General features: G+C 51.3%; 11 protein-coding genes and 1 pseudogene. 9 read left to right on the forward strand and 3 right to left on the reverse strand.

Features of this window, described 5'->3' with window-relative positions; genetic code table 11:
• The first annotated feature begins 28 nt into the window (after nucleotides 1-28).
• The 5 genes from AACZ40_RS13875 to AACZ40_RS13895 all read left to right on the forward strand — a co-directional run bounded on the left by AACZ40_RS13875 (nucleotide 29) and on the right by AACZ40_RS13895 (nucleotide 5175).
• The gene (locus tag AACZ40_RS13875) at nucleotides 29-991 is read left to right on the forward strand and encodes a MoxR family ATPase (protein WP_291169980.1); all 963 of its coding nucleotides are present in this window, start codon (nucleotides 29-31) and stop codon (nucleotides 989-991) included.
• A gap of 79 nt (nucleotides 992-1070) precedes the next feature.
• Nucleotides 1071-2408 carry a DUF58 domain-containing protein gene (locus AACZ40_RS13880; RefSeq protein ID WP_291169981.1) on the forward strand — a complete coding sequence of 446 codons (1338 nt, stop codon included), beginning with the start codon at nucleotides 1071-1073 and terminating at the stop codon, nucleotides 2406-2408.
• On the forward strand, nucleotides 2405-4423 hold the full coding sequence (locus tag AACZ40_RS13885) for a transglutaminase-like domain-containing protein (RefSeq protein WP_291169984.1): 2019 nt from the start codon (nucleotides 2405-2407) through the stop codon (nucleotides 4421-4423). The genes AACZ40_RS13880 and AACZ40_RS13885 overlap by 4 nt, the downstream gene beginning before the upstream one ends.
• Before the next feature lie 284 nt (nucleotides 4424-4707).
• Nucleotides 4708-4917 (forward strand): hypothetical protein, encoded by a 210-nt coding sequence (locus AACZ40_RS13890; RefSeq protein ID WP_291169987.1) that lies wholly within the window; start codon nucleotides 4708-4710, stop codon nucleotides 4915-4917.
• Between the two features lie 48 nt (nucleotides 4918-4965).
• On the forward strand, nucleotides 4966-5175 hold the full coding sequence (locus tag AACZ40_RS13895) for a hypothetical protein (protein WP_291169989.1): 210 nt from the start codon (nucleotides 4966-4968) through the stop codon (nucleotides 5173-5175).
• A 63-nt stretch (nucleotides 5176-5238) separates the two neighbouring features.
• Here the strand turns inward: AACZ40_RS13895 and AACZ40_RS13900 are convergent, their stop codons facing one another.
• Nucleotides 5239-6381, reverse strand: coding sequence for a metallophosphoesterase (locus tag AACZ40_RS13900; protein WP_291169991.1), 1143 nt, complete (start codon nucleotides 6379-6381; stop codon nucleotides 5239-5241).
• A 527-nt stretch (nucleotides 6382-6908) separates the two neighbouring features.
• On the opposite strand from AACZ40_RS13900, the gene AACZ40_RS13905 reads away from it, so the two are divergent.
• The 4 genes from AACZ40_RS13905 to AACZ40_RS13920 all read left to right on the forward strand — a co-directional run bounded on the left by AACZ40_RS13905 (nucleotide 6909) and on the right by AACZ40_RS13920 (nucleotide 11873).
• Nucleotides 6909-8216, forward strand: coding sequence for a tetratricopeptide repeat protein (locus AACZ40_RS13905; protein ID WP_291169994.1), 1308 nt, complete (start codon nucleotides 6909-6911; stop codon nucleotides 8214-8216).
• 97 nt (nucleotides 8217-8313) lie between these two features.
• Nucleotides 8314-10023 carry a CRTAC1 family protein gene (locus AACZ40_RS13910; RefSeq protein ID WP_291169997.1) on the forward strand — a complete coding sequence of 570 codons (1710 nt, stop codon included), beginning with the start codon at nucleotides 8314-8316 and terminating at the stop codon, nucleotides 10021-10023.
• A gap of 310 nt (nucleotides 10024-10333) precedes the next feature.
• Complete coding sequence (locus tag AACZ40_RS13915) at nucleotides 10334-11350, forward strand: DUF1559 domain-containing protein (protein WP_291169999.1); 1017 nt, start codon at nucleotides 10334-10336, stop codon at nucleotides 11348-11350.
• Between the two features lie 184 nt (nucleotides 11351-11534).
• The gene (locus tag AACZ40_RS13920) at nucleotides 11535-11873 is read left to right on the forward strand and encodes a hypothetical protein (protein WP_339674684.1); all 339 of its coding nucleotides are present in this window, start codon (nucleotides 11535-11537) and stop codon (nucleotides 11871-11873) included.
• 147 nt (nucleotides 11874-12020) lie between these two features.
• Here AACZ40_RS13920 and AACZ40_RS13925 read toward each other — a convergent pair whose 3' ends face one another.
• Nucleotides 12021-13307 carry a Gfo/Idh/MocA family oxidoreductase gene (locus AACZ40_RS13925; protein ID WP_291170003.1) on the reverse strand — a complete coding sequence of 429 codons (1287 nt, stop codon included), beginning with the start codon at nucleotides 13305-13307 and terminating at the stop codon, nucleotides 12021-12023.
• A gap of 179 nt (nucleotides 13308-13486) precedes the next feature.
• Nucleotides 13487-13858 (reverse strand): annotated as a pseudogene (locus tag AACZ40_RS13930) (hypothetical protein); the annotation flags it as partial.

Here is a 13858-nt window from a genome sequence, read left to right on the forward strand (position 1 = left end):
CACTCAGAATAAATGGTTGAGAAGTCGTATGGCGCAGTCCACTTTGCCGGAGCAGAGCGAAAAATACGTTCAGAAATTAAGCCTGTTAAGAAAAAATCTGAGCAGCGTCATACGGGGAAAATCAGAGAGCATCGACATGATGATGGTGGCGTTGCTCTCCAACGGCTCAGTCCTGATGGAAGATGTACCCGGGACCGGAAAAACCACGCTGGCCAAAGCGCTGGCCCGCTCACTGGATGTCCCCTTCAACCGGGTGCAGTTTACCCCCGATTTACTGCCGACCGATATTCTCGGTTCCTCGATTTATAATCCCGTGGATGGCACGTTTCATTTTCGCGAAGGACCGATTTTTTGTAATATTCTGCTGGCCGACGAAATCAACCGCGCTTCACCGCGGACTCAGTCAGCATTACTGGAAGCGATGAGTGAAGCACAGGCGACGATTGAAGGTGTGCGGTATCTGTTGCCTTCTCCCTTTTTTGTGCTGGCGACACAGAACCCGGTTGATTTTCACGGCACCTACCCGCTGCCCGAAGCGCAGCTGGACCGTTTTCTGATTCACCTGCAGCTGGGTTATCCGGATACGGAAAATGAAATTGACATTTTATTTTCGCAGTCCACAGAGCATCCGGTGGATCATCTGGAGCGGGTGTTGAATCATGAGGAAGTGGTTCAGATGCAGGACCAGGTAAAAACGGTACACGTCGATCAGAGTGTCGCTCGTTACATGATTGACCTGGTCAATGCCACGCGCAATGATCCGCGCTTGAAATTAGGCGTCAGCCCCCGGGGTTCGCTGATGCTGTTCCGGGCCTCCCAGGCAATCGCGTTCCTGAAAAATCGTAATTTTGTATTACCCGATGATGTGCAGCATATGGGAGAATATGTGCTGGCACATCGGTTGATATTAACTTCGAAAGCCAAATACAGCAGTATTACCAAGCTGGATGTTGTGAAGGATATCGTGAGTAAAGTAAAAGTGCCTACGTAGCCCGATCGTGATTTATCTGGGGCAAAGTGATGCGTGCGGAGGCATCCCGGATCTCTCAAAGTGAAACGTTGATTCAGTTATGCATGTCTCGGAATACGATCCTTATTCATCAAAGATCAGGAAAAAAGATTCCTTTACCAATCGCCTGCTGCTCGTGCGGATGCACAAGCATTACTGGTATTACCGCATGACCTATCCGGGAAAGATCCTGCTGTTCGGATTCTTTCTGTCAGGCATTGGAACAATTTCCGTATCGGTCCCCATTTATAACCTGTTCAGCGTGTTGATGGCGCTGATCCTGGTGGATGGAATCGCTTCCTGGGTATTTCGACCCCGTTGCGATCTGAAGGGAGATTTTCCTGCCCAGACCACAGCCGGGCAGCCCGCGGTGGGAAATTTCACGGTGACGAACCGGGGCTGGTTACCCATTTATGATATGGCCGTCGCGTTTCGCTGGCTGGAACGACCGCTGTCGCAGACGGACCGCGATGATACCCTTGGCTATCTGCCCCGGGGTGAATCGGTCGATGTCACCGTTACCATCGATGCACCGCAGCGCGGCTTTTATGCGCTGCCTAAGCTGGGCGTGCATACGTTGTTTCCCTTTCATCTCAACCGTTCCGGCAATGCAGCTTTACCTGGAAAATCATTGCTGGTGTTACCTGCCTTTCATCGCTTGAACAGTGTTGACCTGCCGGTGGGCAGTAAGTTCCAGCCGGGGGGAATCGCGCTGACTTCCAATGTGGGTGAATCTCCCGAGTATATTGGTAACCGTGAATATGTTCCGGGTGAGCCGGCCCGTCGTCTGGATTTTCGGTCGTGGGCGCGGCTGGGTAAGCCTGTGGTGCGAGAGTACCAGGAAGAATATTACTGCCGGATCGCATTGATTCTGGATACTTACATGCCCCCCGATCCGTGGCTGGTCGAGAAACTGAAATCAATTGGTCAGCGATATCAGCTGACTGCGACTGAGACGCCGCCGATGAATGCACTCGAGGCAGGAATCAGTCTGACAGCTTCCATTGCAGACGCGTTATCGCGAGGCGAATATCTGATCGACCTGTTTGCTGCAGGTCCCGAGTTATACGTTTTTCGAGCTGGTCGGCATACGGCACACTTTGATAATGTGCTGGAGATTCTGGCATGTGTCGACCGCTGCCTGGATGATCCGTTTGAGACCATTGGTCCGGCCGTATTTGAAGAATTGTCCAATGTTTCGACGGCCGTGTGCATCTTTCTGGACTGGGACACACAACGCGAACAGATGGCGCGTGCCGTGCTGGATTCCGGTTCCAGTCTGAAGACGATTATCATTCACGATGGTGATACAACGCTTCCCTATAATGCGGATGAATTTGGACCTGCTTACCAGTTCACTCCGGATGAGATTGCGAAGGGGAAGGTGGAATCGTTATGAATGCCCAGCGTACCATCGCATTCACCATGCTCAGCCTGGAATGTGCTGCGTTCGGGATACTGTCTGAGACGCTGTTCTTCCCTTCCAGCATCATTGTCCTGGCGGCGCTGTCGTATGTGCCTTTGTTACGGTATCCGTTTTCGCGACGTCAGGTATTCTGGACAACCAGTCTGCTGGCTATTCTGTTTATGGCTAAGTACATGTTGTACCAGCATGAATTTGGCCTGGACCGACTGGCGATACGCACGCCTCTGGCTTATGCGGCGGCTCAGTTTGTCATTACCGTGCAACTGCGCCAGATGTTTGACAGCCATTTTGATCGTTTTCTGCCCAATGCGTTTCCGCTGTTTGGCATTGTGGCATTTATCCTGATCGGGGACATTCTGGTTTATGGCTCGAAAGGCCGGTACTACCAGGTTCTGGTATTCGGATACATTCTGTTGACGGGCGTGTTCTATCAATGGGGGCATGCCGTCCGGAAACCAGTCAGTCCGGAAAAGAAGCGCTGGTCTGTGTATGTAATTCGTACCGGTTTTTTTGTTGTGATCTGTCTGATGGGCTGGTTAACGGCGACGGGCCTGGATCGGTACGAACGCGAACTGGATCAGTTGTATTACCGGTTGATCGAGCCGCGCACAGGCGGTCTGGCATCGCGGGCCGGATTTTCCACAATATCCCGTCTCGGCAGTCTGAGTAAACAGTTTGATGCGGGCGCAGAACAGATCAAACTCCGCGTACAGTCGACCGATGAACCGGGCTACTTTCGGGGGAGGGCCTTTGTCCAGTTTTTCAACTCCGAGTGGCATTCAGAAATCGGAAATCATAATGCCGCCATCATTGCAGTCCCTCCCGCAGGTGTGCAGGCCAGTGTGCCTCAGGATGGCACCTGGTTTCAGATGGGGCAGGCCAAGTCATCCAACTGGATTGAGTACCAGGTCTGGTCTGAAATATCGGGACACATTTTTGCTCCCTTGAATACCCCCCTGGTTTATGCCGTTGCCGACAGTGTGCAGTTTGACAGCCAGGATATCCTGACGTCGCGATCAATGGAAAGCGGGTTCCCTTATTCACTGTATTATCCGCGTCACCAGTTGCCTCATCGTCCCGAATCGCCGCAGGCATTAAAACGTCTGCTCCAGTTGCCATACAATATTTCGCCCGAAATTCGTGAGCTGTCTAGAGAGGTCTTTGCCGGATGTGAGACACCGGCGGAAAAGATCGAACGGGTTCAGACGTACTTCCAGAATAACTATGAGTATGAACTCGGAATTACAATACCGCGGCGCGTCGATCCGATTACGTACTTTCTGCTGGAAAAGCCCAAGGCACATTGCGAGTATTTTGCCTCCGGGTCGGCATTGCTGTTGAGGCTCGCTGGTGTCCCGTGCCGCTATGTGACGGGATACGTTGTGCGGGAACGCAATCACTACGATCAATACTGGGTGGCCCGGAATCGACATGCACATGCGTGGGTGGAAGCCTGGGATCCGGAACGAGGCTGGGTGACTGTCGAATCAACGCCTGCAGCAGGGCAACCGGAATACTATGCCCCCAGTGGCACACGCCAGTACTGGGAATCCTTTATTGGCCAGTTCGCCCGGCTGAAAACAGCGTTACAGCAGGGTCAATGGATCCTGGCATTGTCGGAAGCACAACTCCCGTTGATGTTGCTGGTTCTGGGTGTCGGACTCTGGTTTATTTTTCAATGGGGGTATCGATGCCTGCTGAAAGTTCTCAGGAAGCGGGCGGCCTTTAAACAAAACCCGATTCATATTCAGGAGTTGCACCTGCTGCTGGCGCAAATGGATCGGCTGCTGGCAAAGCAGAAACTTGTGCGAAAGCCGGGGGAAACATTGATGCAGTTTTCCCGGCGGATACAAAATCAGGGGGTAGCGCAGTGGTATCAGACCTATGCCAGCAGCCGATTTATGCCCGAAAATGAATCTGCGCTGGCACTGGTGATGCAGTTGAAACAGCAGTTACAGGAATTGCGCGCTCGAAAAACACCCGTTTAACGCTTTCATCGGCAGATTTTGCAGATAAATCGGTCTTGGCAGGCAGGCAGTGTCTGACTAGAATCCCTGCCTCATCTCTCACTACTCAATCCAACCAGTTACTATTGATATTCACTTTTTTGAAAGACGAGCAACAGGTTCGCCTTTTTTTGCCTGCGCGCGAGTGAATGGAATTGTTGCCCGTCCAGGCTGGATTCCATTCCGCGCAGTACGTCCGGATTGAGTCGCAAAGACGTGACAGTGAATTGAACGAACTTTAGATTTTATGAAACGGGATTCTCTCAATGAAAGTTCTCTCAAAAGCACTCATCATAGTGATCATTCCCAGCCTGTCCTTTTTTGCCTCGGGTTGTGAAATGCTGCCACATGCGCTGCAGCCCAGTCAATGGCATAAACTGAATCGTGGGCCGGCGCCGCGCCAGGACACTTACTTCTCCGTTCCCGATCATATTCCGGAACGTGATTTCAGTCCGCATGCAGAATTACGGGAGTGACGTTTTGCAGCGGCATAACCTGTAAAAGTTTTCCATGGAAAATTCAAAATGAACGTTCTGATTCGAGTGTGTCTGATACTGGTTCTGCCTGGTCTGTCACTGCTGTCGACCGGCTGTTCGCTGATGCCGCATGCGCTGCAACCCGATCAGCTCCACAAATTGAGTCGACAGGAAAAGCCAAGGGACGACATGTATTTTTCGGTTCCCGATGAGATCCCGGAGCTGAACCAGCGGGCTACTTCTACGACTGAAAAGTAATCGGAGTCAGTCTATTCAACCCTGGATCAGACTGCGGTGAAAAAACGGCGTTTGTCGATCAGCTTACTTCTCTGAGCGCGGGGAAAATTGCTGTCGATCCAGTACTTCGTTTTTCAGGCTTTTCAATTCCACTGTCAGCACACCCGAATTTCGATCGCAGGTCAGCAGCAGGTAGCTGTCTTTGCCGGCCAGGAATTTTGAATGGGGATCCGGATACTGCGTCCCCGTGCCACTGAGTGACGAGTTGTAATACGTCACGCCGTCAACTTCGGCCCGTTCAGCGAAGTAGCCGAATCCGGTCACGCAGAGCGTTCCTCGCTGAAACAGCTTGTGCCACTCACCCTGCAGTTGACCGCGCATGGTGGCATTCCGCTCGTTGTAGAGTGTTACCAGGTGACCGGGGTGTTTTTGGGTCACGGATTCATACCAGCGGTATTGCTCTGATTCACGATCCAGGGGATGGCAGGTCTGCCATGTGGTGCCTATGTCGGAGATGTGGTTGAAATCGAGAGCGGCGAAGCGGATTCCAAACTCAGGGATGTCGAATTTCCATTTCCATTCTTCATCAGGCAGTTCAAAAAAACGGCGAAAGGCGGTTGCTTCCACATCGTAGACGGCATGTTCGGGCGGCTGTTTACCCCGCGGATAAACTTCCCGATCATGATTTCCCAGAATCGGCATAAACGGCGTTGAGCGAAACAGCTCCGGGTAGGCGCCGATCAGATTGAGATAGGGTTCAATGCAATCCGGCTTGCCGGGACCGCAGGTCTGCCAGAGATTACTGATATTATCGCCGGCAGTCAGCAGCAGATGGATATCGTCTTTCAGCAGACTGGAAAGGTCGGGCCGTGCTTGCCAGTCGGCCACGATGGCCACGCGGAGTCTATCAGTGGGATACGCTTTGAAGGTTGCCAGGTCGGAAAACAGTTTTCCTGTCTGGACCCGATAGTGGTAAATCGCATCGCGGGCGGCGAGCGGTATTTCCACATGATGCAGACTCGTGTTGTCGGCTTTCTTGACAGTGGTCATCGAATCCGGGGCGAGTCCAAAATGCACGATTGAGTTACCGGGCAGCGAAGTGGACCAGTTCACGACAATTTTGTCAGGCTGATGAGATTGATGTGTCAGCCAGATGTGCTGGATTTCTGCTGCAGAAGCGGTAACGGAAAAGAAAAGCAGGCAGAGTAAGCAACTGTAATATTTCATGGAGATGGTCTCCCCGAATGTTATTTGATACCGACATCTCATCTGTCGTGGTTATATCAGAAGTGAGAACGAACACAGAGTCTTTGATATTACCGGTCGTAACAGGGGAATTGAACCGGATTTGCTTCCGCTTTCAATTGAAATAACGATTTATCCCTGCAGGCTGAGAGCCAACAACGGGGGGACGAATCACGTATGACAGAAGGGATCAGAACGCGTCAACACGTTTGATCGTGTTTACCTCAAGCGTGTTTCTTAATTTGTTCTACAGGCATGACAACCGACGTGAACAGCAGTGAAATCGGCATTTTTAGCGGTCATTTTCCGATTTGGACAGGAAATCCGTCCGCGGGGCCTCTAAAATTAGCCAGGCGAAGCAAAGATGCTTCTTTCTTATTTTTCCTGCCTGACACCACCTTTGCAGTGTGCGATTGACAAGTAACGTGAGTGACCAAGTTCAAACCAGATCCATTTCCCGTTCACGAAATAAAAGGATATTTCTGTCAGTCGGTCTGCTGATGGTTGTGTTGAGTTCTCCTTTGTGGGCGCGGGGATTCTGGATTGATTTTCTGCAGGGGCGCGCTGAATCCAATCTGCTGTCCCGTGATCCGGAACGGTCGTTGAAATGGCTTGCTTACGCACAAATCCTGGATGATCAGAATGCCAGAACCAGGATTCTGCTGGCCCGCGCTTATCGAAAGTCGCATGATATGGAGCAGGCTTATGCAGCATTGAAGAACTATTATGAACTGGCGGGCTCGACAGACGAGTTTCAACAGGAACAATGGCTGCTGAAGGCACAGATTGGTGACAATTCAGATCTCCAGAGGCATCTCAGTGAAATGCTGATCGAGCCTGCCGGCAGCATCCAGGATATCTGTGAGACCTACGTTAACAGCTGTATTTTAAATTATCAGTTCAATGATGCATTGCAGATTCTCGATTTGTGGGAGGCTGATTTTCCCGATGATCCTTTGCCGAATTTCATGCGAGGCAGAATGTATGAACATAAACTTGCCTGGCAGGAAGCGATTGATGAATATCAGACGACATTAAAAAAAGACCCCGGGTATGCACCGGCTGCCTATAGCCTGGGACGAATTCAGTTGACCTTGAAAAAAACAGAGCAGGCGCTGGTGTTTTACCGGCGTGCCATCGACTCCACAGAGAATCAGGCGCCCGCCAAGGTGGGCGTGGCACGTTGTCTGCGACTGTTGAACAGGAATGAGGAGGCAAAGCAGTTACTGCGGGAAGTCCTGGCATTGAGTAACGAACAGTTGCAGGCAGAATACCAGGCAATGGGGGATCACAAGTTTGAGGCCCTGACAGCGGCGCACCTGGCGATGGGGAACCTGGAACTGGCAGATAAAAATTATGATGCTGCCTTGAAATGGCTGGAACCTGCCGCTGAGACGAATCCAATGGACCTGGGGATCAAAAATTCCCTGGCTCTGGTTTACAGTCGCCTGGGCAGAAAAACAGAAGCGAAAGCGCTCAGCCATGAGATCAAGGAAACCAATGATGCGCTGGCGGAAATACAGCAGTTACTGGACCAGGTTCAACTGAAACCCAATGATGCGGAGTTACGTTTTCAGATTGGGAGAATGTACCTGAAGTATGTCTCGAAAGAACAGGGTATCGTCTGGCTCAACAGTGTATTACTTTATCAGCCGGATCATGCCGGTGCGCATCGGGAACTGGCCCGGTATTATGAAGACAATCTGTCACGAGGCGAAAGTTTTCAAAGACTGGCAAAATTACATCGTAAGCAGGCAGATGCTTTACAGGCGACGCCGAAACCGGCTCCGTCATCCACAGGCAATCGTGATGATTGAGATTCCTCACTAAAATTTCAACAGAAAGCAGATTTAGTTGCTTAATCATTTTTCGAAATACTGTACTCGACGGGGGATGTCAGTTTCCAGGACCTGGATGATGTTTTGCGCCGGTTTATGCCTGTGTGTCAGTGGCTGCCAGTCAGAGACTGCAGAAACAGAACAGCAGGCGAAGGAACGCGCTGCCATTGAGCCCTCGGACACCGGCATCCGGCCTGAATTCGTCGATCTCTGGCCTGAGCAGAAATCGGAGTTTGTGTATCGCAACGGGAGAGATGCGAAAGAACTGGCGATTCTGGAAACACTGGGCGGCGGTACGGCGGTCTTTGATTATGATCGTGATGGCGAACTGGACCTGTTCTATACCGGCGGTGGTACGTTTGAAGGGCAGACGACCCGCGGATATCCCTCAATTCTCCTGCGACAGGAGGGGGAATGGAAATTCAGGGACCGGACCGGTCAGGCGGGGATGGAACTGGCTGCTTTCTACAGCAATGGATGTTCGGCAGGCGATTATGACAATGATGGTTTTCAGGATCTGATTGTCACCGGCTACGGCGGTTCCATTTTCTGGCGAAACATGGGCGATGGTACATTTGAAGAAACCTCCGTTGAAGCCGGTTTGCGAGACTGTTTCTGGGGATCGAGTGCCGGCTGGGGTGACTTGAATGGCGACGGTTTGCTGGATCTCTATCTGGCACAATATGCGGACTGGTCTTTTGAGAATCATCCGGAGTGCCAACTGACGCCTGGCGTGCCTGATGTCTGCTCCCCGCATTCATTTAAAGGGGTGAGGGATCTGGTGTTTTATAACCGGGGTGACGGTACCTTTTACGATGCCTCCGATGAAGCAGGGCTGGTCCCGGAAGGCAAAGGTCTGGGGGTGATCATGGCCGACCTGGATAATGATAATGACCTCGACGTTTATGTGTGTAACGATGCAGTGGAGAATTTTCTCTACCTGAATGATGGGCGGGGAAAACTCGAAGAGGTGGGGATCATCAATGGAGCGGCCGTGGATGATCGCGCAACGCCGAATGGGAGCATGGGCGTCGACATTCTGGACTATAACCTGGACGGGTTACCTGATCTGTGGGTCGCGAACTATGAGAAAGAAGCATTTGCCCTGTATCGGAATGATGGGGAGGCCCAGTTTCTGCACATCAGTAATGATACGGGCGTCACCTCGATCGGATCGCTGTTTGTCGGTTTCGGGACCGTCTGTGCCGACTTCGATCTGGATGGAGATGAAGATGTGTTTGTAGTCAACGGACATGTTGCGTACTACTCACTCAACTCGCCGTTTCGACAGAAACCCCTCTATCTGGAAAATCGGGGAGGGCGATTTGCGCAGATCCAATATGATGAGAGTTCTTATCTGGGACAGTCGCATACCGGCAGAGGGTTGGCGCTGGCAGACTTCAACGATGACGGAAAACTTGATCTGGCGGTATCAAATTTCAGTGATCCCCCCGCGATTCTCCGAAATACAACCCAGGCCGAGGGAAACTGGATATTCGTGCGCTTGATCGGTGCTCGAAGTAATCGAGATGCCGTGGGGGCACGGCTGGTGTTGCATACTTCCTCAGGAGATCAGGCAAGACAGGTAAAAGGGGGCGGGAGTTATCTTTCTTCTGGTGATCTGCGGGTTCACTGGGGTATCCCTGAAGGCGTAACGGTAGATAGTTTAACAGTTTACTGGCCGTCAGGAATTCAGCAGGAAGTGAAATCGCTGCAGTTAAATGCTACTAATCTGCTAGAGGAGCCTGTCTCTATTGGGGCAGATTTGAGTTCAGGCAATCCATAAAAGTGTCAATATCGCGACACTTCGCTCAGGGGTGAGTACAAACTGACAAGGTGAGGTGTCGTTATAAGCCTATATAATTAAATACTTTAAAAAACAATCCTGCGTAAATATGAATTAATTTGACTACATATTTGTGTGGAAAATATTGAGTTATAAAGAAAAATTCATAAGATAGACGATGCTGGAATATGCATTGCGCAGAGTCCAGTATTCTTTTTATGCGAGCCGCCAATATAGATTTTGCACGGGCGTTATTTTTTATATTGATTGGCGCATATTGCTTTTTTCTTTTATCCTGCAGGAGAGTCACATGAAACACCTACTAAGGAGACGAGCTTTCACGCTGATTGAATTACTCGTTGTTATCGCAATTATTGCAATTTTGATTGCGCTACTGCTACCAGCGGTGCAACAGGCGCGGGAAGCTGCCCGCCGCTCACAATGTAAGAACAACCTGAAACAGTTCGGTCTGGCCTTGCACAATTATCATGAAAGCCATGGCTGTTTCGGTCAGATGACCCTGGCTGCCTATTACCACGGCAGTTCTCCGGGGATCAAACCCTGGACCGGTTTCAGTCAGCAGGCGATGCTGCTGCCTTTCCTGGATCAGGCCTCCATTTACAACCAGTTTGACTTCCAGTTCTCCTGTGAAGAGGCTCCTAACACAAACAACCGTAATGCCGGCATTGGCGTATTCCGTTGTCCCTCCGATCCTCGTTATACAAACTATGGGGAAGGGCATTTGAACTACTATGTTTCGGCAGGCCCCAATATGGGTTGGGCTGTCAATCTGGGAGTCCAGAACGGCTTTGCGCGATACGGTATTGTGACCCGCGTCTCTGATATTCTGGATGGTACATCTAACGTGATTGCCATGAGTGAGCGAGTTGTGGGCTCTAACAATAGTGGTCAATTTAATCTCAGTGGTGATGTAACAAGAGGGATTACCTGGACAGGACCGGAAGACAGAACTGAAGTCGCATTTCCCAGTCAGGCGCAACTGGCTTCCTACGGGACTGCCTGTGCCACTCCTGCATCAGGCAGTTTTTACACCCACCGTGGATCACGCTGGATGCGGGCTGATGAGTGCTGGTTCAACACCCTCAATCCTCCGAATTCACCCAATGCTGACTGCAGTACCGGATCTGGTGGCCACGCTGGTGGTGATGCACCCGCTGCACAGGCAGCACGCAGTCGTCACACCGGCGGTGCCCATGTGCTGATGGCCGATGGTTCTGTGCACTTTGTTTCAGATAATATTGATTTACTGAACTGGCAGCGGCTGGGAGCAATTGCCGATGGTGCCACTGTCAGCATCAACGAGTAATCCAGTGATATCACAATGACTTCCAGGAATCAGCTCGGCAGGATCCGTTGCCGGGCTGATTTTCTTTCGTTAAATCAGAATCAGACTGTGTCCCGCTTTACTCTAACGTCTTCAGGTCCATTTGGGCCACGTAGAATCACTCAAGAGACGCTATAGAAAATTGTGATGCGCTCTGGAAAACACCGTGGTCACAAGTCTTAAGAAAGGGGCGTTCGAAATGTACAAACTGGGTTATACCTGTGTATTGCTGAGTTTCATGCTGGTTGGTTGTGGAGGAGGAGGGACTGGTGAAACAGCGCCTGCGAATCAGGAAACGCCACCGGCTCAGGATTTATCTGCCGTCAAAACGAGTCTGAACGCGATTGCCGAAACGGGAGTCGTCGACAGCAGCTTCTTTGGAATTCCAGAAAGCCTGGAACAGGCCGGCAAGCCGGAGTTGGCTGAAGAGGCGAAAAAACTGGGTTCCATGACGAATCCCAATCAGGTGAAAGATGCCGCCAAAAAGCTGGCAGACAAGCTTTAAATCAAACTCGGCTATATTTCCAGTACCATGCAAGACACCTTCAGTCACGCTCGATTGAAGGTGTCTTTTTTATTTCCAGATGCCAGCGCATGAAAAAAGGGAGTCGATCTGTGACCGACTCCCTTTTGTTTTTCTCTTGCTGAAAGCTTAGACTTTGGGTTCCCAGCCTGGTTCGTATTCACGAGTCCAGAAGGTCATGGCTTCTTCGTCATTCTGAATATGGCCGTTGGAGGGATCGCAGGTCATCGTACGACCGGTACGGTGTGCGATGTTTCCAATGTGGCAGAGCAGGGTGCTCTTGTGTCCGATTTCGATTTCGGCATTCAGATTGAGCGGCTCATTGTTGCGGATGGCATCAATGAAGTTCTGAGCGTGTTCGCTCATGCCCTGTCCGCCGCTTGTGTTTTCGATCTCTTTGTCCTTGGCATCCAGAATACGATAACCGCCGGAGGTACCAACGATTAATGTCCCCTTGCTGCCGAAGAAGGTCACGAAGTCGTTTTTGTGGCGATTGCAGCTGGTTCCCTGCCAGGTGATCTGTTTGCCGCCATCAAATTCGTAAGCGACGACCTGGGTATCCGGTGTCTGCTGATCGTCGTCGTAGGCGTAACGACCGCCGCTGGAAACAACGCGGGTAGGATAATCGACATCCAGACCCCAGCGGCAGATATCCAGTGAGTGCACACCGTTGTTGCCCAGTTCACCGTTGCCATACTTCCAGAACCAGTGCCAGTTGTAGTGGATCAGGTTATCCACGTATTTCTGACGGGGAGCAGGGCCCTGCCAGAGATCGTAATTCAGATCGCTGGGAACAGCCGCTGGTTTACCGGTTCCAATGGGACCGCGGGCGCTTTCATAAAAGGCGCGTGCGAGGTAGACATCGCCGATCACTCCCTCTTTGACTTTCTGAATCCCTTCCTGAATGGATTCGCTGCTGCGGCGCTGGCTGCCCATTTGAACCGCTTTTTTATTTTTGCGGGCGGCGGCGACCATCATTTCGCCTTCTTTGGGGTTGTGGCTGCAGGGTTTTTCGACATACACGTTTTTGCCGGCTGAGCAACCCAGAATCGTCGCGGGGGAATGCCAGTGGTTAGGGGCAGCGACGATCAGTGCGTCCACTTCTTTGTCGTCCAGGATCTTGCGGAAATCGCCGATGGCCTGAGGGGCTTTTTTAGTCGCTTTTTCCACCGTTTTTGCGGCGTTGGCAGCGCGGGTATCGTCTGTGTCACAGACATATTTGATTTCGACGCCATCCAGGGCACCAAAGGTTTTCGCTAACGCAAGACCGCGCTGCATCCCCATGATGCCGATGGTGACTTTTTTGCTGGGGGCATTATTGGCGGCGGAAAGAATGGCCGGTGCCGCAAAGCTGGCAGCTGTGGCTGCTGCCGCTGATTGACCAAGAAAAGTGCGACGATTAACCGAATCGGACATAGTCTGGTTCTCCGTTGATATGGGAGTGAAAGCATAGCAGGATGAATTTTAAAACAACCTGCATTCTAATGGGTTTTGCAGGCAATGAACACGGTAAAATCTGGTTCGCGGGTATTTAATTAAAAAAACTAACAATGTATTCTTATCCGCTACCGGTCATTGTATTAAGGCAGAATCGATCAGGCTTTTCTGATGTAATGGGCAGCAAAACTGCGGATATTCTGGCCGTTGAGAACGTGGAACATTCTCAGTTGCTGGATGGTTTCCTGGCTGAAGCGTCCCAGCGGAACGTGGATTAGTTTTTTCTGATAACGTTTTGCCAGTCTCCGCCAGCCGACACCGGGAGGGGCTGCACTCAGCAGGGCGATATGTGGTTCCTGGCTGTAGTGGCAGGCAGCGACCAGCAGTCGTTCTTCGAGTGTATCGACAAAGTCGAACTGAATCTCATTCCAGATGTCGTGTACGTGCCGGGGTGGGAACAGGAACAGGGCACCGCCATAGGTTGCCATTCCGATACCCGGCCCGACCATGTCTTTGCGATAGTCGGTGGC

The sequence above is a fragment of the uncultured Gimesia sp. genome (assembly GCF_963972345.1).
In the GTDB taxonomy this organism is placed as follows: Bacteria; Planctomycetota; Planctomycetia; order Planctomycetales; family Planctomycetaceae; genus Gimesia.

Coding starts and splice junctions, on each gene's coding strand:
- AACZ40_RS13875 (WP_291169980.1), top strand. CDS start 29: ATGGCGCAGTCCACTTTGCCGGAGCAGAGCGAAAAATACGTTCAGAAA.
- AACZ40_RS13880 (WP_291169981.1), top strand. CDS start 1,071: ATGCATGTCTCGGAATACGATCCTTATTCATCAAAGATCAGGAAAAAA.
- AACZ40_RS13885 (WP_291169984.1), top strand. CDS start 2,405: ATGAATGCCCAGCGTACCATCGCATTCACCATGCTCAGCCTGGAATGT.
- AACZ40_RS13890 (WP_291169987.1), top strand. CDS start 4,708: ATGAAAGTTCTCTCAAAAGCACTCATCATAGTGATCATTCCCAGCCTG.
- AACZ40_RS13895 (WP_291169989.1), top strand. CDS start 4,966: ATGAACGTTCTGATTCGAGTGTGTCTGATACTGGTTCTGCCTGGTCTG.
- AACZ40_RS13900 (WP_291169991.1), bottom strand. CDS start 6,381: ATGAAATATTACAGTTGCTTACTCTGCCTGCTTTTCTTTTCCGTTACC.
- AACZ40_RS13910 (WP_291169997.1), top strand. CDS start 8,314: ATGATGTTTTGCGCCGGTTTATGCCTGTGTGTCAGTGGCTGCCAGTCA.
- AACZ40_RS13915 (WP_291169999.1), top strand. CDS start 10,334: ATGAAACACCTACTAAGGAGACGAGCTTTCACGCTGATTGAATTACTC.
- AACZ40_RS13925 (WP_291170003.1), bottom strand. CDS start 13,307: ATGTCCGATTCGGTTAATCGTCGCACTTTTCTTGGTCAATCAGCGGCA.